Here is a 20722-nt window from a genome sequence, read left to right as displayed (position 1 = left end):
CTGATGGGCCATGCGGATCAGATCGGAAAACTCACCCGCAATGTCCGGCGCACCGCTGTGGTCGATATTCAGGCGCTTTCGGTTGAGTGCCAGCAGGTGCCGGATACGGGCATCCAGGGTGTCCCGGGTCTGCATGACCCCATCGGCAAAACTGATCCGGACGACCGGATGACGGGTCTGCCAATCCCAGCGGTCATGGATATACAGGCCGCGGAACAGGGGCTCGTTGGCCTCAAACAGTTCCTTGAGGGTGTCCAGCAGCAGGCTCTTGCCGAAGCGTCGGGGCCGGGAGAGGAAGTAATACTTCCCTTCCTTGATCAGCCGATGCAGCCAGGGGGTCTTGTCCACGTAGTAGTAACCCTCGTTGATGATCTCGGCGAGGGATTGCACTCCGATGGGGAGATTGAGCTGGGTAGCCATGGAAGGAACTCGGCTCCTGGAGGTTCATTGTCGGGGCAGAATATCATGAAGCTACTGCCTGTCTTTTTGGAGTTGTTTTGTTTCGATTTTTTGTTTAGCTTCAATTTTTATTTGGACACCCATTTTATTGAAACCCTTTAAGGAATGCGCTATGATGCTTTCATGGCTCAACCTCGTCACGAACAAGTCTCGCTTTCTGAAACGCCCTGGTACCACGTGGTCAGCCGATGCGTAAGGCGTGCTTTTTTGTGTGGCCGCGATCAGTTCACCGGCATGAACTACGAGCATCGGCGGGGTTGGATCGAGGAACGCATGTTGGCTCTGTCCAACATCTTCGCCATCGACATTGCCGCCTACGCGGTCATGTCCAATCACTATCACATTGTGCTGCGTGTCGATGCCGGACGTGGCATGGACTGGGGAACGGATGAGGTATTGAAACGCTGGACACAGTTGTTCAATGGCCCCTCCTCCGTGCAGCGCTACCTTTCAGAAGGTCCGGAACGGCTTTCAGCGGCAGAGGCCACCCAAGTGGAAGAGCACGCGGAACTGTATCGCGCCAGGCTGCACGACCTCTCCTGGTTCATGCGGGTTCTTAATGAGTCCATCGCCCGTCAAGCCAATCAGGAAGATGGCGTGAAAGGGCGTTTCTGGGAAGGGCGTTTTAAAAGTCAGGCCCTACTGGATGAACAGGCGTTACTGGCCGCCATGGCTTATGTGGATCTAAACCCTGTCCGTGCCGGAATCGCACAGGATCTACAGGGATGCGAGTTCACCGGCATAGCTCGCCGCATCCGAAATGTCGCCAGAACTCAAGCGCAACGAAGAAAGCCGGCCGACAGCAGCAGGGTCACCTGCCATGTCTCACGCTCACGGTCCAGTACCAGCGCAGACCATGCCTCCGAAACGGGGAAACTGCGCTCGGAGCAGCATCTCAAATCACTGCAACCAGCCCCCTTGATACCGTTCGATCCGGCGACACGCTTTGAAATCGCCATTCCTTTTGCCTTCGAGGATTACCTGGAGTTGGTTGACACCCTGGGGCGCTGTATACACCCCATGAAACGCGGCCTCATCCCGGAAAGGACACCTCGCCTTCTGTTACGCCTGGGCATGGAAACTGAGGCTTTCGTCGCTCAGTCGGCCAGCATGCTCAAGTCCTTCGGCCCCGTCATCGGCGCCCCTGATTCACTTTGCGAGTTGGCCGCCAGAAAAAGAAAACAGAGAGTGCGAGGTATCCGAGTTTCCAGGGCCATCTTCAACCGAAAAGCCGCCTGATCATCATCAAACCAGCCACTGGCCGGCTCCTTCCCCCCCAAAAAATCAGCGCATGTTCCACGTGACACTTCACACACGGAAAATCAGTTGGAACTCCATCCATCTGTTTTCAATGGAATTTTCCATCTACCTTAGAAAATAATTTAAAAAACCAATGTAAGAGTTTATTTTTCAAAAATAAAACTTCAAAATAGATTAGAAATAATAAGTAATTATCTGTTTATAAATAACTTTTTAGGGAACAGTGGTCACACCTTAAACCGTCCCACGCGATCTTGCAGATCGGCGGCAAGGCGCGCCAACTCCTCGCTGGCGGCAGTGATCTGGTCGGCACCCGCCGCCGTCTGTTCAACACCTTCATTGATGTTGATCACGTTGCGGTTGACCTCTTCGGCCACCGCGGACTGCTCCTCGGCAGCACTGGCAATTTGGGCATTCATGTCATTGATGGTCCCGATGGAACGATTGATCACCAGCAGGGATTCTCCCGTACGCGCCGCCTGCTCCACACCCGCATGAGCCTTGGTGCGTCCTTCGCCCATGGACTTGACCGCCTTCGCGGCACCAGACTGCAGGCGCTCGATCATCTCCTGCACTTCATTGGTAGAAGATTGGGTGCGGGACGCCAGCGTACGCACCTCGTCGGCCACCACCGCAAATCCCCTACCCTGTTCTCCAGCCCGGGCTGCCTCGATGGCTGCGTTCAGGGCCAGCAGGTTGGTTTGCTCGGCGATGCCGCGGATCACATCCAGCACCTTGCCGATCTCGTCGCTGTCCGCCGACACGGTACCGATGACCTCGGCGGATTCCTCCACCTGCCGAGCCAGGGCCCGGATGGTGTCGATAGTCCGCTCAACCTCCCGGGTCCCTTCCCTGGACTGATCATCGGTGCTGCGCGTGGTGCTCGCCGCCTCGGTGGCATTGCGCGCCACTTCCTGGACCGTGGCCGCCATCTCATTCATGGCGGTGGCCACCTGCTCCACCTCCGATTGCTGGCGCCGTACCTGCTGACGCATTTCTCCACTGGTGGCGGAGAGTTCCTCCGCGGCAACCGCCAATTGCGCAGAAGCCCCCACCACCTGCTTCACCAGACCGTGGACACGATCCGCAAAGCCGTTGAAGGCCCGGGACAGATCTGCCACCTCATCCCGCCCCTGCACCGGCAGGCGCCGCGTAAGATCTCCGTCACCCTCGGCGATGGATTGCAGATGTGCCGTGGTGGTTCTCAAGGGGGTGACGATGACCCGGGTGAGCAGCCAACCCAACAGCACGGCCAGACCCACCGCCGTCAAGACGGCGATGCTCATGGTGGTGGCGGAAGCCATGGCGGTGCGCTCTGCTTGCGCCTTCACGACCTCCCGTTGCTCACTGAGCCCGGCGCCCAGTTCATCCAGCAACCCCCGGAGAGTGTTAAGGTGACCCAAGGTCTGCCCTTGGTAGATCTCCAGTCCCTGACCCCGATTGCCATTTTCCATGGCACGCAGGATACGAATGGCTGTCTGATGCAATTCCCGGTGCGGCTGCTCAATGGCATCAAAAGTACGCCGGAAATCCGCGGGCGCCAGTTGATAGGCATCGCTGCCACGAAAACCGTAGTACCACTGTCCGAAGTCACACCGGGTATAGTCCAATTGACCCCGGAACTCGGTTCCGAGCACAAAGACATTGGCCAGATTGTTCACCCAGACCAAGTGATCCACCTCTTTTTGCACCTGAAAGATGGCCTGCTCGTAGGTCTCCGCCACACGCTCCTGCGCATCACCCATCCGACTCAGGCCATTCCAGCCAATCAGGGCAATCACCAGCAGTATCACGAGGACAATGCTGAAAGAGGCGGCCAGCTTGCGGCCAATGGTCAGGGAGGACAACATGGCTCTGGGATCCTGTGGCGTACGCCAAGCGTACTTCATTGTTTTCTTATCGGCATTACCAAGTGGTTCTTGACCACTCGGCCACGAGCCTACCTCGGGCACGAGGCGTCAGCCAGCGGTCAAGAGGAAGAAGTGCTTTGCGCGTTGCCCTATCGGGCTGTGGAATAGGGTATGGCTATCGGATGCCTAGAAAGCAAAAAGCCCCTGATTTCAGGGGCTTTTGCATGGCATATGGCGGAGAGAGAGGGATTCGAACCCTCGATGGGCTTTTGACCCATACTCCCTTAGCAGGGGAGCGCCTTCGACCACTCGGCCATCTCTCCGGTATTCTGGCTGGCTGATCTCATTTAGCTTGCCGCCACGCCGTCCTTAACTCCGACGGCAAGCCGATATACTACCCAAATGATGAGCTTACGTAAAGTCCTTAAAGGCAAAAATCAGGCGTTGCCTTCCGTTTCCTGCTCGCGCTGGATGCGCTCGTAAATCTCTTCACGATGCACGGCAACATCCTTGGGCGCATTGATACCTACACGTACCTGGTTGCCCTTCACGCCCAAAACCGTGACCGTGACTTCGTCACCGATCATGAGGGTTTCACCAACCCTGCGAGTTAAAATAAGCATATTCCTTTCTCCAGACTGGATTCAATCACCTTGTGTTTTATAGTCCGGACTCTGCGGTCCGGTATTCGACCGGCTTGATGCCGGTTCTTTGCTTCCAAGGGCGGACCGGATCCAGGTCCGCCCATCAGGGCACCTGCACTCACTTGCGGGCGCCTGATCACTTGCCGGACTGGGCATGCTCCAACTCGAAGGCATCATGCAGGGCACGCACGCCCAGTTCCAGATACTTTTCATCCACCACCACGGAGATCTTGATCTCGGAAGTGGAAATCATGCGAATGTTGATGCCCTCGGCCGCCAGGGCCTCGAACATCTTGCTGGCGATGCCGGCATGAGACCGCATGCCAACGCCGACAATGGAGATCTTGACGATCTTGTCGTCACCGGTCACTTGACGGGCACCCAAGGCCTCGGCACGGGAACGGACGATCCCAAGAGCCTTTTCAAAATCATTGCGATGGACGGTGAAAGTAAAGTCCGTGGTGCCGTCGGCTCCCACGTTCTGGACGATCATGTCCACTTCGATGTTGGCATCTGCCACAGCACCCAGCAGTCGATAGGCCACACCGGGCTGATCGGGCACACCGGCAACGGTCAACTGGGCTTCGTTCTGGTTAAAGGCGATCCCGGAAATGAGCGCCTGCTCCATGCTCTCTTCCTCAAAAGTAATGAGCGTGCCTTCTCCTTCCTGAAAAGAGGATAGAACACGCAACGGTACATTGTATTTGCCGGCGAATTCGACGGCGCGTATCTGCAGAACCTTGGACCCCAGGCTGGCCATTTCCAGCATCTCCTCGAAGGTGATGCGGCTCAGCCGCCGGGCCTTGGGAACGACGCGGGGATCAGTGGTGTACACCCCGTCCACATCGGTGAAGATCTGGCATTCATCGGCCTTGAGCGCTGCCGCCAGCGCCACGGCCGTGGTGTCGGAACCGCCACGCCCCAAGGTAGTGATATTGCCCAGCTCGTCCACCCCCTGGAATCCGGCCACCACCACCACCTTGCCGTCGGCCAGATCACGTCGCACGCGAGCGCCGTCGATGTCACGGATACGGGCCTTGTTATGGGCGCTGTCGGTGAGGATCTGGACCTGGGCGCCGGTATAGGAACGGGCCGGACATCCCTTGGCTTCCAGGGCCATGGCCAGCAGGGCGATGGTGACCTGCTCTCCGGTGGAGAGCAGGACATCCAGCTCGCGACCATCAATGTTGGAGCGAATGCTTCTGGCCAGTCCCAGCAGCCGGTCGGTCTCGCCGCTCATGGCGGAGACCACCACCACCACTTCATGCCCCTGCCGACGCGCCGCCATGACCTTATCGGCCACGTTCTGAATGCGCTCAATGCTGCCGACCGAGGTACCGCCGTATTTTTGGACGATTAAAGACATATTCTTTTACTTGGATATAGGCTTGTCATTAGACAATACTGCCTTGCCATGTGGAAGAACCGTTCATCGAACACCGGGTACCACCCATGCATTCAAAGACGGGCCTGGACCCATTCCGTGACCGAGGCGAGGGCTTGATCCAGCCCTTCGGGTCGGGTACCCCCGGCCATGGCCATGTCCGGACGACCGCCGCCGCGACCACCCACCTGCTGAGCCACCTGATTCACCAGCTCACCGGCCTTGATACTGCCGACATGCCCCTTGGTGACTCCCGCCACCAGGCTGACCTTGTCGTCCTGCACAGTGGCAAGCACGATCACCGCCTCGCCCAGCTTGTTCTTGAGCTGATCCACGGTATCCCGCAGGGACTTGGGATCCGCGCCATCGAGGCGCGCGGCCAGGACCTTGACGCCGTTGATCTCCACGGCCTGATCCGACAGGCTGGAGCCGGCCTGGGAGGCCAGCCTGGCCTTGATGGCCTCCAGTTCCTTTTCCAGGGCGCGGGCCCGGTCCAGCACCTGCTGCACCTTGTCCGCCAGGTCGCCGCGACTGGCCCGCAGCAATTCCGCCGCACGGGAGAGCTGCTGCTCGGTTTCGCCGATGTGCTGGAGCGCGTTTTCCCCGGTCACCGCCTCGATCCGACGGATGCCCGAGGCCACGCCGCCTTCGGAGATGATCTTGAATACCCCGATGTCACCGGTGCGCTGCACATGGATGCCGCCACACAGTTCGGTGGAGAATCCGCCCAGGGAAAGCACCCGCACCTCGTCGCCGTATTTTTCGCCGAACAGGGCCATGGCACCGGCGGCCAGGGCCTCCTTGATGGGCATGATGCGCGCTTCCGCCGCCACGTTGGCCCGAATGGCGCGGTTGACCATGACCTCCAGACGCTCGATCTGATCCTGGGTGACGGGTTCGAAGTGAGAGAAGTCGAACCGCAGCCGGTCCGGTGCCACCAGGGACCCTTTCTGCTGCACATGCTCCCCGAGGACTTCCCGCAGGGCGGCATGCAGCAGGTGGGTGGCGGAATGGTTCAGGACCACGGCCTGGCGGCGGTCCTCGTTGACCCGGGTATGGACCGGATCACCCGTCTTCAGACACCCCCGCAACATCAGGCCGTGGTGAATGAAGACCCCGCCCTGCTTGACGGTGTCGGTGACCTGGAACTCGCCCTCGGGACCCTCGATCACGCCGGTATCGCCCACCTGGCCACCGGACTCGGCATAGAAGGGGGTGGTGTCCAGCACCACACTGCCCTCTTCAGATTCATTGAGGGTTTCACAGCCCAGCCGATCAGGGCCGGCGGCCAGGCGCACCACCCGGGCGTCGCCGGCCACGGCCTCGTAACCGACGAAGTCCGAATCCGCCACCCCCACGGCCATGGCGCCGGCATCGGCCATCTTGAAGGTGCTGGCGGCACGGGCGCGGTCGCGCTGCTGTTCCATTTCGTGCTCGAACCCGGCCATGTCCAGTTCCAGACCCTTTTCCCGGGCGATGTCGCCGGTCAGGTCCACCGGGAAGCCGTAGGTGTCGTAAAGCTTGAATACCAGGCCGCCGGGGATGGTCTTGTCGGCAATGCGGCCGAGGCCTTCCTCCAGATGCTTGAGGCCGTGCTCCAGGGTTTCCTGGAAACGCTGCTCCTCCAGCAACAGGACCTGTTCCACCTGGCCCTGAGCCTTCACCAGTTCCGGGTAGGCATCCCCCATCACCTGCACCAGCGGGGCAACCAGCTTGTGGAAGAAGGGTTCGCTCAGACCCAGTTTGTGGCCGTGACGGGCGGCGCGGCGAATGATCCGGCGCAGTACATAGCCTCTGCCGTCATTGGCGGGCATCACGCCGTCGGTGATCAGGAAGCTGCAGGAGCGGATGTGGTCGGCGATAACCTTGAAGGACGGGGCATGGGTATCGTGGGTCCCTACCAGGCGACCGACCGCCGCCAGCAGGTGCTGGAACAGGTCGATCTCGTAGTTGGAATGCACCCCCTGCATCACCGCCGCCAGGCGTTCCAGACCCATGCCGGTGTCCACCGAAGGCTTGGGCAGGGGGTTGAGGTTGCCGTCCTTGTCCCGCTCATACTGCATGAAGACCAGGTTCCAGATCTCGATGTAGCGGTCGCCGTCCTCCTCGGGGGAGCCGGGCGGACCGCCCCAGACATGGGGACCGTGATCATAGAAGATTTCGGTGCAGGGACCGCAGGGACCGGTGTCCCCCATCTGCCAGAAATTGTCGGAACCACCGCCGGGCTTGTCGCCGATGCGGGTGATGCGATTGAGGGGAATGCCGATCTCCCGGGTCCAGATGTCGTAGGCCTCGTCGTCGGTCTGGTAGACCGTGACCCACAGACGCTCGGCCGGCATCTTCAGGACGACGGTGAGGTATTCCCAGGCATAGTGGATGGCGTCACGCTTGAAGTAGTCGCCGAAGCTGAAGTTGCCCAGCATCTCGAAGAAGGTGTGATGACGGGCGGTGTAACCGACGTTTTCCAGGTCGTTGTGCTTGCCACCGGCCCGCACGCAGCGCTGGGAGGTGGTGGCGCGACCATAGGGACGATGCTCGCGCCCCAGGAACACATCCTTGAACTGGACCATCCCCGCGTTGGTAAACAGCAGGGTGGGATCGTTCCCGGGTACCAGCGGACTCGAGGAGACGATTTCATGTCCCTTGGAGCGGAAGTACTCGAGGAAACTGCTTCGTATGTCGGCGCTTTTCATGTCTTGTCTTCGTCGGTCATGACACGGCGTATGATGTCCGTGGGGAATCCTCGATATTGCAAAAACCGCATCTGCTTGCTGCGTTCCCGGTAATCAACGGGAAGCGCCGGACCAAAACGGCGGATCCGGACATCGCGGGCCAGGGCTTCCCAGTCGGCCTCCGCCTCGTCCAGGACGGCCTGCACCAGGGAGTCGGCAACACCCCGTTGCCGCAGGTCCGCACGGATACGCGTCGGGCCGTGACCCTGCCCGACGCGATGTCTGACGAAACTTTCCGTGAAACGGGCATCGCTGAGCAGGCCCCGGGATTCCAGTCGGTCCAGGGCGACCTCGACGGCGGCCTGCTCCAGACCCCGTTCCGTCAGCTTGGACCTCAGTTCACCACGCGAGTGCTCCCGACGGGCCAGCAGGCGAATGGCGGCATCGTCCGCCGACTCGGCGTCAGTCTTCTGCCGGGACTTCAGGCTCACTCTCTACCGCCCCACGCTTGGGCAGATACTTTTCCCGAATCTGGGCCTCGATATCGGCGGCAATCTCCGGGCGTTCCTTGAGGAAGTTGCGGGCATTGTCCTTGCCCTGCCCGATGCGCTCGCCCTTGTAACTGTACCAGGCACCCGCCTTGTCCACGATGCCGTCCTTGACGCCCATGTCGATCACCTCACCCAAGCGGGAGATGCCCTCGCCGTAGAGGATCTCGAAATTGGCTTCCCTGAACGGCGGGGCCATTTTGTTCTTGACCACCTTGACCCGGGTCTCGTTGCCGATCACCTCGTCGCCCTTCTTGATGGCGCCGGTGCGGCGGATATCCAGTCGCACGGAAGAATAGAACTTGAGAGCGTTGCCGCCGGTGGTGGTTTCCGGATTGCCGAACATGACGCCGATCTTCATGCGGATCTGGTTGATGAAGATCACCAAAGTGTTGGAACGCTTGATGTTGGCCGTGAGCTTGCGCAAGGCCTGGGACATGAGCCGGGCCTGCAGACCCACATGGGCGTCTCCCATCTCACCCTCGATCTCGGCCTTGGGGGTCAGGGCGGCCACGGAGTCCACCACCACCACGTCCACGGCGCCGGAACGCACCAGCATGTCGGCGATCTCCAGGGCCTGCTCACCGGTATCCGGCTGGGACACCAGCAGGTTGTCCACGTCCACACCCAGCTTCTCGGCATAGGTGGGGTCCAGGGCATGCTCGGCATCCACGAAGGCCGCGGTGCCGCCCTGCTTCTGACACTCGGCGATCACCTGCAGGGTCAGGGTCGTCTTTCCCGAGGACTCCGGGCCGAAGATTTCCACCACCCGCCCCTTGGGCAGGCCGCCGATGCCCAGCGCGATATCCAGCGCCAGGGAACCGGTGGAGACCACCGCCACATCGCGCACGGCGGTGGAATCCCCCATGCGCATGACGGCGCCCTTACCGAACTGACGCTCGATCTGACCCAGTGCCGCGGATAGTGCCTTCTTGCGATTCTCGTCCACTTCAAAACCCCTTTTGATCGTCCATGAAACCGCCTGCGAGGGCTCCGCCCCGTGGTAAACGTGAGATTATCCCATACATGGCCGCTTTCTTGCCAATTCCAGATCGTATTCGAACCCGGCAAAACGCCGGAGTCAAAAACAATGGATCGCCCCCGTCAGGGCCAGGGCGACCCCCTGACGACGGATGGCCTCGCGATCACCCGCCAGGCAATGATGCCGCACCTGAACATCCCGCCCTGGCCGTGCCCAGGCCAGCCAGAGAGTTCCCACCGGCTTGTCCGGCGCCCCCCCTCCGGGACCGGCGATACCGCTGACGGCAACGGCCAACCGGGCATCACTGTGGTTCAGCGCACCGATGGCCATGGCCGTTACCGTCTGCTCGCTGACCGCGCCGAACGCATCGATCAGACCGGGATCCACCCCCAACTGACGAATTTTCGCCCGATTGCTGTAGGTGACAAAACCCCGATCGAACCAGGTCGACGAGCCGGGCAGGTCCGTGACGACCTTGGCAATCCATCCACCGGTACAGGATTCCGCCAGCACCAGTGTCTCGCCATGACTCCGCAACTGCTCCCCCAGTCGGCGAGCCAGGGCTTCCAGTTCGGCGTCGGACGGAACCATCATCACAGCATGCGCAGGATCCTGGCGGCCACCAGGTAACCCCCGCCCTCTGCTTCCACGCGATGCACTTCCGCTTCCGCCCTGAAGGGCAGGACGGCGGACTGTCCAGCGGGATCAATGGCGACAGTGAGCAACGTGCCCACGGGCAGGGCGGTGTTCAGGTGAAAGGACAGACCAATGGCACTCAGATCCCGCCCCAACCCCCGGTGCTCCCGGCCGGTGGCCTGCTCCGTTATCTTCATGGGATGGTCCAGTTGCAGACGCTGGAAATCCCGTCTTTCATCAAAATCCAGGCTCATCTACTCCCCCCGCAATGGGTCGGTCGTCAGCACATGACTTGCATGACTGTCGGATATGACCTTTTCGGAAGGATTCGTCAACCCCCCGCTATCACGTACAGGCAGGTTGAGCTAGCCTCAATCCATCCACTACCCGCGGGAAAAACGCCATGGTATCCTCCCCTTCAGGACAGACCGAGACGCAAAAGTTGCTCGCGGAGATCCGCGCCGACTATGCGGCCACCGCCGACACCACCGGCCTTTCCATCCCCAATCCCGCGGTCCTTGCGGCCATCGAACGGGTTCCCAGGGACCGGTTCGTGCCGGCTGCCGGCCGTTCCCGTGCCTGGGATAACACAGCGTTGCCCATCGGCTACCGGCAGACCATTTCCCAGCCCTTCGTCGTGGCCCTGATGACGGACCTGCTGGCACTTCGGCCCGGTGCGAAGGTGCTTGAGGTGGGAACCGGCTGCGGCTATCAGACAGCCATTCTGGCAGAGCTTCCTGTTGATGTATACAGCATTGAGGTCATCCCCGAACTGGCCCGCACCGCGCACGAACGACTCCACGCCCTGGGTTACAGCAAGGTTCACACACGCACCGGGGATGGCCATGCCGGCTGGCCGGAGGCGGCACCGTTTGACGGCATCATCGTCACCGCCGCCGCCGACCGCATGCCGGCGCCCCTGGTGGAACAGCTTGCCGTCGGAGGACACATGGTGATTCCGCTGGATACCGGCTGGGATGCACAGATGCTGGTGGTGGGGGAGAAGCAGGAAAACGGCGAACTGGACACGCGGCGTGTGCTGGCGGTACGGTTCGTGCCGTTAGTGAATGCGAAGGAGGAAGGGACGGGTTAGCTCCGATCCCTTCCTCGGGCGGCCTCAGAGGAACTGGGGCAACTGTCGGCGGATATCCATGGGATCATGGGTGGTGAGGTTCTTGTCGATCTCGCCGGCGACGGACTTCTGGGTGACCGCATCCATGCAGTTTCTCAGCGCGCCCAGGAATGCCGGCGCGGCAATGATATAGAGCTTGCTGAACTGGCCGGTGGCCCGGGCATTGTTCAGCCGGTCGCACAAGGTGCGGGCAAAGCGCTGTGCTTCATGCTTTTTCGGCGGTGTTTCCTTGCCCATGGCGTGGCGCCCATCTCCGGTACTGTCGAACACCCTCCCCATGCGGTCCGACTGCAGGTCCTGCTCATGCAAGCGGGCCTCCGGATGCGTGAGATCTTCCACCTCCACCAGGGGACTGAAAGACTTTTCGGCGCTGAACACTCTGGCCCGACTCGCATCCGCAACAATGACCCATGTTGTCATAGACGAACCTCCTATCTGCATTGCAAGGAAAGCCGGAACCAAGTCCGGCGGTGAACAACTCACCGTCTGTAAAATTCCCTGACGCTTTCTTTAAGCTTAGACGATTTCCGCCCGGGAGGTTCCCATGATCCGGTCATGGTAATCTTCGCCGCTTGAACAATGGATGCAACAGACGATTGATGACCACCAGCGACCTGTCCTCCCACACCCCGATGATGCAGCAGTACCTGAAAATCAAGGCCGATCATCCGGATATCCTGCTGTTCTACCGCATGGGCGACTTCTACGAGCTGTTCTTCCAGGACGCCACCCGGGCCGCCCGCCTGCTGGACATCACCCTCACCCGCCGCGGTCAGTCCGCCGGGGAGCCCATCCCCATGGCCGGCGTCCCGGTGCACGCGGCGGAGTCCTATCTGGCCCGTCTGCTGAGACTGGGCGAGTCGGTGGCCATCTGCGAGCAGGTGGGAGACCCCGCGGCCGCCAAGGGGCCGGTGGAGCGCAAGGTGGTGCGGATCGTCACGCCGGGCACCGTCACCGACGAGGCCCTGCTGGAGGAGCGCCGGGAAAATCTGCTGGTCTGCCTCAAGGCCCGGGGTGAACAGACCGGGCTGGCCATCCTGGATCTGGCATCGGGTCGCTTCCAGGTCCAGGAACTCAAGGGCGAGGAACCCCTACTGGGGGAACTGGAACGGCTACAACCCGCCGAGATCCTGATCCCCGAAGACATGCGCCTGCCGGGTCCGGAACGGGGCGGTGTCAAACGCCGTGCCCCCTGGCACTTCGAGACCGAGGCCGCCCGCACCCTGCTCACCCGCCAGTTCGGCACCCGGGACCTGGCCGGGTTCGGCTGCGATCACATGCCCCTGGCCATCGGCGCCGCCGGCGCTCTGCTGCAATATGCCCAGGAGACCCAGAAGACCGCCCTGCCCCATATCGACGGCCTGAGCGTACAGCGTCGGGACGACGGCATCATCCTGGACGCGGCCACCCGCCGGAACCTGGAACTGACCACCAACCTGTCCGGCGGACGCGACAATACCCTGGCCCACGTCCTGGATCAGGCCGCCACCGCCATGGGCAGCCGCCTGCTGGCCCGCTGGCTGCACCAGCCCCTGCGGGATCGCCGGATCCTCAAGGGACGCCACGGTGCCATCAGCGCCCTGCTGGATACCCGGGCCTTCGAGCAGATCCAGCCCCAGTTGCGGGGCATCGGCGATCTGGAACGGATCCTCACCCGAATCGCCCTGGGCTCCGCCCGCCCCCGGGACCTGACCACCCTGAGGGACTCCCTGGCCGAACTGCCCGCCCTGCAGCAGACCCTGCACCCGCTGCGAGCGGTGAGACTGCGGGAACTGGCCGAGGGCATCGGCGAGCACCCGCGGGTGGTGGATCTGCTGCGCCGGGCGGTGATCGATCAGCCACCGGTCCTCATCCGCGACGGCGGGGTGATCGCCCAGGGTTACGATGCCGAACTGGACGAGCTGCGCGCCCTGTCGGAAAACGCCGATCAGTTCCTGCTGGACCTGGAGCAACGGGAACGGGAACGCACCGGCATCCATAATCTCAAGGTGGCCTACAACCGGGTGCATGGCTATTACATCGAGATCAGCCGCGGTCAGTCGGATCGGGCCCCGGACGATTACACCCGGCGCCAGACCCTCAAGGGGGCGGAGCGATTCATCACCCCCGAGCTCAAGCGCTTTGAAGACAAAGTCCTCTCCGCCAGGGAACGCGCCCTGGCGAGGGAAAAGCAACTTTATGAAGCCCTGCTGACCCAACTCCACGCTCCTCTGCCCGACCTGCGCCGCAGCGCCGAGGCCCTGGCGGAACTGGATGTCCTGGCCAATCTGGCGGAACGGGCGGACAGCCTGGATCTCACCGCACCGGAGCTGACCGACCAGCCGGGTGTGCGCATCGAGGACGGGCGCCATCCGGTGGTGGAGCGGGTGCTGGACGAACCCTTCGTTCCCAATGACCTGACGCTGGACCCCAAGCGCCGCATGCTGGTGATCACCGGCCCCAACATGGGGGGCAAGTCCACCTACATGCGCCAGGCGGCCCTGATCGTGCTCATGGCCCACGTGGGCAGCTTCGTGCCGGCGCGGCGGGCCCTGATCGGACCGGTGGACCGGATCTTCACCCGTATCGGTGCCAGTGACGACCTGGCCTCCGGCCGTTCCACCTTCATGGTGGAGATGACCGAGGCGGCCAACATCCTCAACCACGCCACCGAGCACAGCCTGGTGCTGATGGACGAGATCGGTCGGGGCACCAGCACGTTCGATGGCCTGTCCCTGGCTTTTGCCTGCGCCGAACACCTGGCCACCCGCAACCGGGCCTTCTGCCTGTTTGCCACCCATTATTTCGAATTGACCGCCCTGCCGGACCAGTACCCCACCATTGCCAACGTCCATATCGACGCGGTGGAACACGGGGACCGGATCGTGTTCCTGCACGCGGTCAAGGAAGGACCGGCGAATCAGAGTTACGGCCTGCACGTGGCCGCCCTGGCGGGCGTCCCCAAGGCGGTGATCCGGCGTGCCCGTCAGCGCCTCAATGCCCTGGAGCAGCAGAGCCTGGCGGGACCGGGACAGGGCCCGCAGATGAGTCTGTTCGCCGCGCCGCTACCGGAGGAGGAAGCACCCGCGCCACCCGAGGACGGCCCCGACACCACCAGCCAGGCCCTGCGTACGGCGGTGGATGAACTGGACCCGGACGGGATGACACCCCGCGAGGCCCTGGTGGCCCTGTACCGGCTCAAGGAACTGGCGGCGCTGCTGCGGGAGTAGCGCCGGCAGAAACCCTGTTTTTCAAGGCGTTTGGCGGAATGTGAATGCCGGGTATGATGTCATCAGGGAGGCGTCACTGATCCAACCATAGGGAGACACCCATGGCATTCGTCGTTCTTGAGAACTGCATTCGCTGCAAATACACCGACTGCGTGGAGGTCTGCCCCGTGGACTGTTTCCACGAGGGTCCCAACTTTCTGGTGATCGACCCGGATGAGTGCATCGACTGTTCCCTGTGTGAACCCGAGTGTCCGGCACAGGCCATCGTGCCGGAGGACGAGGTGCCCGAAGGTCAGGAGCACTTCATCGAGCTCAACGCGGCACTGTCCCGGCAATGGCCGGTGATCACCCGGCGCAAGGATCCCCTGCCGGATGCCGAGTCCTGGAACGGGCAGCCGGACAAGCTCAAGCACCTGGAAAAGTAGCAGGCTACGCCGGATTATGCGGACACCAGCATGACCACCGCGTGGGCGGCGATACCCTCTTCCCGCCCGGCAAACCCCAGTCGCTCGGTGGTGGTCGCCTTCACGTTCACCTGGGCAAGATCGATCTGCAGATCCGCCGCCAGGTTGGCCCGCATCTGTTCCACGTGGGGGGACATCTTGGGGGCCTGGGCAACGAGGGTGGCATCCAGATTGCCGACCTGCCAGCCCAGGGCCTGTACCTTGGCCAGGACCTCCCGCAGCAGCACGCGGCTGTCGGCCCCCTTGTAGGCGGGATCCGTGTCCGGGAAATGACGGCCGATGTCCCCCAGGGCCGCGGCCCCCAGGATGGCGTCGGAGACGGCATGCATCAGCACATCTCCGTCGGAATGGGCCTTGAAGGCCTTGTGATGAGGCACCTGCACGCCGCCGATGATGAGGTGATCGCCCTCCATGAAGGCATGGACGTCATACCCGTGACCGATACGAAACTTCATTGCCGCTCCTTCTGGTCCGAAGAGAGCCCCCGAGGTGAGACACCCGTGGGGCAGGAAAGAAAGTTCAGGGGAAAGATCCCCCGCTCCCGCATCCGGCAAGTCATCGCCGGGACAGATAGAACTCCGCCAGGGACAGGTCTTCCGGCTGGGTGATCTTGATGTTGCGGGCACTGCCCTCCACCAGCAGGGGCGCCTGTCCGGCGTGCTCCATGGCCGAGGCTTCGTCGGTCACCAGAAAACCCTCGGCCAGGGCCCGCTCCAGGGCCGCCTCAAGGGCCGCCAGACGAAACATCTGCGGCGTGAAGGCCCGCCACATGGCCCCGCGGTCCACGGTGGCGGAAATGCGGCCATCGGGGCCGGCCCGCTTCTTGGTATCCCGTACCGGCGTGGCCAGAATGCCGCCCACCGGATCGTCCCGCAGGGTATCGAGCAACTGATCCAGGTCCCCGTCGCTCAGACAGGGCCGCGCCGCGTCATGGACCAGCACCCAGTCCCGGGGATCGGCGTGGGTCATGAGGGCCTTGAGGCCATTGAGCACGGAATGACAGCGCTCGGCGCCACCGTCCACCACCCACAGGGGCTTGTCGGTCCTGATATCCAGATCCCCGAACCAGCCATCATCGGCACTGATCACCAACACCACGCCGCTGATGCGCGGGTGCCGGAAAAAGATGTCCAGGGTATGTTCCAGTACCGTGCGCCCAGCCAGGGGCAGGTACTGCTTGGGACGGTCGGCGCGCATGCGGCTGCCGACACCGGCGGCGGGAATCACCGCCCAGAATCCGGGAGTTTTCGTCATCGTTGTCCGCCAAAGCGGTGGCGATCCACCACCTGGAAAAAGATCTCGTCCTCGGCAATCATTCCCAGTTCCCGTCTGGCCCGTTCCTCAATGGCTTCCAGGCCGGTCTTGAGATCGATCACCTCCGCTTCCAGCGCCTCGTTACGGCCGCGCAGTTCCTGATTCTGCGCGCGCTGGGTCTCCAGTTCCTGACGCAACTGCCAGACCTCCATCAGGCTGCCTTCACCGAACCAGAGTTTGTACTGGAGCCCCAGGAACAGTGCCAGCAACAGGGTGATGAGCCATTTCATCCGGGGGAGTCCAGCGCGTAGGGTCGAGGGAAGTCACCATGCCCGGGCCTGGACCACCTTCCCCTACCCGGAGGAAGGCGGGCCAGGCCGGACGCTGTGGATCAGCCCAGACGCTTGAATGCCGCCTTGCCGGCATAGCGGGCGGAAGCCCCCAGCATTTCCTCGATGCGAATCAGCTGGTTGTACTTGGCCACCCGGTCGGAACGGGACAGGGAACCGGTCTTGATCTGACCGGCCCCCGTGGCCACGGACAGATCGGCGATGGTGACATCCTCGGTCTCGCCGGAGCGGTGGGAAATCACCGCAGTATAGCCGGCGTCGTGGGCCATGCGGATGGCTTCCAGGGTCTCGGTGAGGGTACCGATCTGGTTGAGCTTGATGAGGATGGAGTTGCCGATCCCCTTGTCGATGCCCTCGCGCAGGATCTCGGTGTTGGTGACGAACAGATCGTCACCCACCAGCTGCACCTGGTCACCCAGACGCTCGGTGAGCAGCTTCCAGCCGTCCCAGTCGCCCTCGTCCATGCCGTCCTCGATGGTGATGATGGGGTACTGCTTCACCCAGTTCGCCAAAAATTCCACCATGCCGGCGGCATCCAGGCGCTTGCCTTCGGAGGCCAGCACGTAGGCGCCGTCCTTGTAGAACTCGGACGCGGCACAGTCCAGACCCAGGAAGATGTCCTTGCCCGGGGTGAAGCCGGCCTGATGAATGGCCTCCAGGATGGCCTCGATGGCCGCCTCGTTGGAGGGCAGGTCCGGGGCGAAACCACCCTCGTCACCCACGGCGGTGGACAGTCCGCGGCCATGCAGCACCTTCTTCAAGGCATGGAAGACCTCGGCACCGTAGCGGATGGCATCGGCGACGCTGCCGGCGCCCACCGGCAGGATCATGAATTCCTGCATGTCGACGCTGTTGTCGGCGTGGGCGCCGCCGTTGATGATGTTCATCATCGGCACCGGCAGCAGGGTGGCCCCCTCACCGCCCAGGTGACGGTACAGGGGCAGGCCGGTATCACGGGCATTGGCGTGGGCCAGGGCCATGGACACCGCCAGCAGGGCATTGGCGCCCAGGCGACCCTTGTTGGAGGTGCCGTCCAGCTCGATCATGCGCCGGTCGATGGCCTCCTGATCGGAGGCCTTGAGGCCCAGCAGGGCTTCGCGGATCTCGCCGTTCACGTTGGCCACGGCCTTGCGCACGCCCTTGCCCAGGTAGCGCGCGTCACCGTCCCGCAGTTCCAGTGCCTCGCGGGAGCCGGTGGAGGCGCCGGAGGGTACCGCGGCACGTCCCACCGCGCCGGAGCCCAGCTTCACATCGGCTTCGACGGTGGGATTGCCGCGGGAGTCCACCACCTCGCGGGCCAGAATATCAACGATCTCGGTCATGGGTCATGATCCCCTGTTGCTCAATTCAAGAACTGTTGTTCGATAAACCCCTGGGCCTTGACCACATCGTCAAGGTCCTTGAGGGTGTTCAGCAATGCCTCCAGATGGGGCAAGGGCCAGGCATTGGGTCCGTCGGACAGGGCCTTGTCCGGGTCCGGGTGGGTCTCCATGAAAAGACCCGCCACCCCGGAGGCCACGGCGGCCCGTGCCAGGACCGGCACGAATTCCCGCTGGCCACCGGAGCTGGCGCCCCGGCCGCCGGGTTGTTGCACGGAATGGGTGGCATCGAATACCACCGGACACCCGGTCTCCCGCATCACGGCCAGGCCGCGCATGTCGGAAACCAAGGTGTTGTAACCAAAGGACACGCCCCGTTCGCAGACCATGATCTGCGTGTTGCCGGTCTCGCGGGCCTTGTCCACCACGTGTTTCATGTCCCAGGGGGCCAGGAACTGGCCCTTCTTGATGTTCACCGGCAGACCCTGGGCCGCCACGTTGCGGATGAAGTTGGTCTGGCGGCAGAGAAAGGCCGGGGTCTGCAGCACGTCCACCACGGCGGCCACCTCGGCCAGCGGGGTGTCTTCATGCACGTCGGTCAGCACCGGCACGCCGATCACGCGCTTCACCGTCTCCAGAATCTGCAACCCCTTCTCCAGGCCGGGACCACGAAAGCTTCGACTGGAAGACCGGTTGGCCTTGTCGAAAGAGGACTTGTAGATGAAGGGGATGCCCAGGCGATCGGTCATTTCCTTGAGCAGACCCGCCGTGTCCAGGGCCAGCTGTTCACTCTCGATGACGCAGGGGCCGGAGATCAGGAATACCGGCTGGTCCAGACCCGCCTGGAAATGACAGAGTTTCATCGGGGTTCTTCACTCTGGTTGAGCATCTTTTCATGCTGCAGCCGGGCTGCCTTGACGAAACCGGCGAACAGCGGATGGCCATCCCGGGGGGTGGAGGTGAATTCCGGGTGGAACTGACAGGCCAGGAACCAGGGATGGTCGTTCAACTCCACCATTTCCACCAGCGCCCCGTCCATGGACTTGCCCGAGATCACCAGTCCGGCCGCCTGCAGCGTCTCCAGATACTGGTTGTTGAATTCATAGCGGTGACGATGACGCTCACTGATCACCTCGGCACCATAGACGCGCCGGGCCAGGGAATCCGGGGCCAGACGGGCCTGCTGGCCGCCCAGGCGCATGGTACCGCCCAGGTCGTCATCGCTGCTGCGCTGTTCCACCCGGCCTTCCCGATCCTGCCACTCGGTGATCAGGGCGATCACCGGGTGGGGCGTCTCGGGACGGAACTCGGTGCTGTGGGCCTGTTCCAGGCCGGCCACGTTGCGGGCATATTCGATCACCGCCACCTGCATCCCCAGGCAGATGCCCAGGTAAGGCATCTTGTGCTCGCGGGCATGACGCACCGCGGCGATCTTGCCCTCCACACCCCGCTCGCCGAAGCCGCCGGGCACCAGGATGGCATCCACCTCGGCCAGGCAGTCGGTGCCCGCGGTCTCCAGGCGTTCGGAGTCGATATAGCGGATGTTCACCTTGGTGGCGGTGTGGATGCCGGCGTGGGTCAGGGCCTCGTTGAGGGACTTGTAGGACTCGGTGAGTTCCACGTACTTGCCCACCATGCCGATGGTGACCTCGGCCTCGGGAAACTCCATGGCGTTGACCACGTGCTTCCAGTCGGACAGATCCGCCGGCGGGGCCTCCACATGCAGCTTGCGCAGGACGATCTCGTCCAGCTTCTGGGAATGCAGCCACAGGGGAATCTTGTAGATGTTGTCCACGTCCACGGAGGAGATGACCGCCTTTTCCTCCACGTTGGTGAACAGGGCGATCTTGCGACGCTCCCCCTCCGGCAGCGGATGGGTGGAACGGCACAGCAGGATATGGGGCTGGATGCCGATGGAACGCAGTTCCTTCACCGAGTGCTGGGTCGGCTTGGTCTTGATCTCGCCGGCGGCGGCGATGTAGGGCACCAGGGTCAGGTGGATGTACAGGACATTCTCGCTGCCCAGTTCCACCCCCATCTGGCGGATGGCTTCCAGAAACGGCAGGGATTCGATGTCGCCCACGGTGCCGCCGATTTCCACCAGGGCGATGTCGGCCCCTTCGGCCCCGGCCCGCACCGAGCGCTTGATCTCGTCGGTGATGTGGGGAATGACCTGCACGGTGCCACCCAGGTAGTCACCCCGACGCTCCTTGCGGATGACGTTCTCGTAGATCTGACCGGTGGTGAAGTTGTTGCGCCGGCTGGTCCTGATGCGCACGAACCGCTCGTAGTGGCCCAGGTCCAGGTCGGTTTCCGCGCCGTCCTCGGTGACGAAGACCTCGCCGTGCTGGAACGGGCTCATGGTGCCGGGGTCCACGTTGATGTAGGGATCCAGCTTGAGCATGGTGACCTTGAGACCACGGGCCTCAAGGATCGTCCCCAGGGAAGCAGCAGCAATGCCTTTACCCAGGGAAGACACCACGCCCCCTGTAATGAACACGTATCGCGTCATGAGATTTTCGTCGGGATTGGAGAATGAGTGCGCCAACGGCGCCGGAC

Annotated in this window: 19 protein-coding genes, 1 tRNA gene and 2 pseudogenes; 4 read left to right on the top strand and 18 right to left on the bottom strand. The window is 62.5% G+C overall.

Annotated elements, in window-relative coordinates; all coding sequences use genetic code 11:
* A partial coding sequence (locus LQD11_RS15105; RefSeq protein WP_238618296.1) for an AAA family ATPase occupies nt 1–420 on the bottom strand: 420 nt, incomplete at its 3' end.
* Between the two features lie 162 nt (nt 421–582).
* Here LQD11_RS15105 and LQD11_RS15100 point away from each other — a divergent pair.
* Nucleotides 583–1698, top strand: coding sequence for a transposase (locus LQD11_RS15100; protein ID WP_238618295.1), 1116 nt, complete (start codon nt 583–585; stop codon nt 1696–1698).
* Nucleotides 1699–1946: 248 nt separating this feature from the next.
* Here LQD11_RS15100 and LQD11_RS15815 read toward each other — a convergent pair.
* From LQD11_RS15815 to LQD11_RS15055, 10 genes and pseudogenes are all read right to left on the bottom strand, one after another.
* Nucleotides 1947–2981: pseudogene (locus LQD11_RS15815) on the bottom strand (methyl-accepting chemotaxis protein); the annotation flags it as partial.
* Nucleotides 2982–3191: 210 nt separating this feature from the next.
* A pseudogene (locus LQD11_RS15810) lies at nt 3192–3464 on the bottom strand (CZB domain-containing protein); the annotation flags it as partial.
* Nucleotides 3465–3801: 337 nt separating this feature from the next.
* Nucleotides 3802–3892, bottom strand: a tRNA-Ser gene (locus LQD11_RS15090).
* Between the two features lie 114 nt (nt 3893–4006).
* On the bottom strand, nt 4007–4192 hold the full coding sequence (gene csrA, locus LQD11_RS15085; RefSeq protein ID WP_040405939.1) for a carbon storage regulator CsrA: 186 nt from the start codon (nt 4190–4192) through the stop codon (nt 4007–4009).
* A 157-nt stretch (nt 4193–4349) separates the two neighbouring features.
* Nucleotides 4350–5579, bottom strand: a complete 1230-nt coding sequence (locus LQD11_RS15080) for an aspartate kinase (protein WP_238618293.1) — start codon at nt 5577–5579, stop codon at nt 4350–4352.
* A gap of 92 nt (nt 5580–5671) precedes the next feature.
* On the bottom strand, nt 5672–8290 hold the full coding sequence (alaS, locus tag LQD11_RS15075; protein WP_238618292.1) for an alanine--tRNA ligase: 2619 nt from the start codon (nt 8288–8290) through the stop codon (nt 5672–5674).
* On the bottom strand, nt 8287–8760 hold the full coding sequence (locus LQD11_RS15070) for a regulatory protein RecX (protein ID WP_238618291.1): 474 nt from the start codon (nt 8758–8760) through the stop codon (nt 8287–8289). The genes alaS and LQD11_RS15070 overlap by 4 nt, the downstream gene beginning before the upstream one ends.
* Nucleotides 8732–9766 carry a recombinase RecA gene (gene recA, locus LQD11_RS15065; protein ID WP_238618290.1) on the bottom strand — a complete coding sequence of 345 codons (1035 nt, stop codon included), beginning with the start codon at nt 9764–9766 and terminating at the stop codon, nt 8732–8734. Before recA ends, LQD11_RS15070 begins: the two co-directional genes overlap by 29 nt.
* A gap of 132 nt (nt 9767–9898) precedes the next feature.
* Nucleotides 9899–10393 (bottom strand): CinA family protein, encoded by a 495-nt coding sequence (locus LQD11_RS15060; protein WP_238618289.1) that lies wholly within the window; start codon nt 10391–10393, stop codon nt 9899–9901.
* Nucleotides 10393–10689, bottom strand: coding sequence for a PilZ domain-containing protein (locus LQD11_RS15055; RefSeq protein ID WP_238618288.1), 297 nt, complete (start codon nt 10687–10689; stop codon nt 10393–10395). The genes LQD11_RS15060 and LQD11_RS15055 overlap by 1 nt, the downstream gene beginning before the upstream one ends.
* Before the next feature lie 149 nt (nt 10690–10838).
* Here LQD11_RS15055 and LQD11_RS15050 point away from each other — a divergent pair, with 149 nt between their 5' ends.
* Entirely contained in the window at nt 10839–11528 is a 690-nt protein-coding gene (locus LQD11_RS15050; protein WP_238618287.1) for a protein-L-isoaspartate(D-aspartate) O-methyltransferase, read from the top strand.
* A 24-nt stretch (nt 11529–11552) separates the two neighbouring features.
* Here the strand turns inward: LQD11_RS15050 and LQD11_RS15045 are convergent, their stop codons facing one another.
* On the bottom strand, nt 11553–11987 hold the full coding sequence (locus LQD11_RS15045; RefSeq protein WP_238618286.1) for a host attachment protein: 435 nt from the start codon (nt 11985–11987) through the stop codon (nt 11553–11555).
* Nucleotides 11988–12166: 179 nt separating this feature from the next.
* Here LQD11_RS15045 and mutS point away from each other — a divergent pair, with 179 nt between their 5' ends.
* Together mutS and fdxA are read left to right on the top strand one after the other, a co-directional pair.
* Nucleotides 12167–14776 (top strand): DNA mismatch repair protein MutS, encoded by a 2610-nt coding sequence (mutS, locus tag LQD11_RS15040; protein WP_238618285.1) that lies wholly within the window; start codon nt 12167–12169, stop codon nt 14774–14776.
* Between the two features lie 101 nt (nt 14777–14877).
* Nucleotides 14878–15201, top strand: a complete 324-nt coding sequence (gene fdxA / locus LQD11_RS15035) for a ferredoxin FdxA (RefSeq protein WP_238618284.1) — start codon at nt 14878–14880, stop codon at nt 15199–15201.
* Between the two features lie 14 nt (nt 15202–15215).
* Here the strand turns inward: fdxA and ispF are convergent, their stop codons facing one another.
* The 6 genes from ispF to LQD11_RS15005 form a co-directional block, all read right to left on the bottom strand.
* The gene (gene ispF, locus LQD11_RS15030) at nt 15216–15695 is read right to left on the bottom strand and encodes a 2-C-methyl-D-erythritol 2,4-cyclodiphosphate synthase (protein WP_200176694.1); all 480 of its coding nucleotides are present in this window, start codon (nt 15693–15695) and stop codon (nt 15216–15218) included.
* A 100-nt stretch (nt 15696–15795) separates the two neighbouring features.
* The gene (ispD, locus tag LQD11_RS15025) at nt 15796–16494 is read right to left on the bottom strand and encodes a 2-C-methyl-D-erythritol 4-phosphate cytidylyltransferase (protein WP_040405936.1); all 699 of its coding nucleotides are present in this window, start codon (nt 16492–16494) and stop codon (nt 15796–15798) included.
* Entirely contained in the window at nt 16491–16784 is a 294-nt protein-coding gene (gene ftsB / locus LQD11_RS15020; RefSeq protein WP_238618283.1) for a cell division protein FtsB, read from the bottom strand. Before ftsB ends, ispD begins: the two co-directional genes overlap by 4 nt.
* Before the next feature lie 101 nt (nt 16785–16885).
* Nucleotides 16886–18166, bottom strand: a complete 1281-nt coding sequence (eno, locus tag LQD11_RS15015) for a phosphopyruvate hydratase (RefSeq protein ID WP_238618282.1) — start codon at nt 18164–18166, stop codon at nt 16886–16888.
* Nucleotides 18167–18186: 20 nt separating this feature from the next.
* Nucleotides 18187–19026 (bottom strand): 3-deoxy-8-phosphooctulonate synthase, encoded by an 840-nt coding sequence (gene kdsA, locus LQD11_RS15010; RefSeq protein WP_238618281.1) that lies wholly within the window; start codon nt 19024–19026, stop codon nt 18187–18189.
* Nucleotides 19023–20675 carry a CTP synthase gene (locus LQD11_RS15005; RefSeq protein WP_238618280.1) on the bottom strand — a complete coding sequence of 551 codons (1653 nt, stop codon included), beginning with the start codon at nt 20673–20675 and terminating at the stop codon, nt 19023–19025. The genes kdsA and LQD11_RS15005 overlap by 4 nt, the downstream gene beginning before the upstream one ends.
* Nucleotides 20676–20722: the final 47 nt, after the last annotated feature.

The sequence above is a fragment of the Ectothiorhodospira shaposhnikovii genome, from assembly GCF_022227765.1.
Lineage (GTDB): Bacteria > Pseudomonadota > Gammaproteobacteria > Ectothiorhodospirales > Ectothiorhodospiraceae > Ectothiorhodospira.
This window is presented reverse-complemented; position numbering and strand designations above follow the sequence as displayed.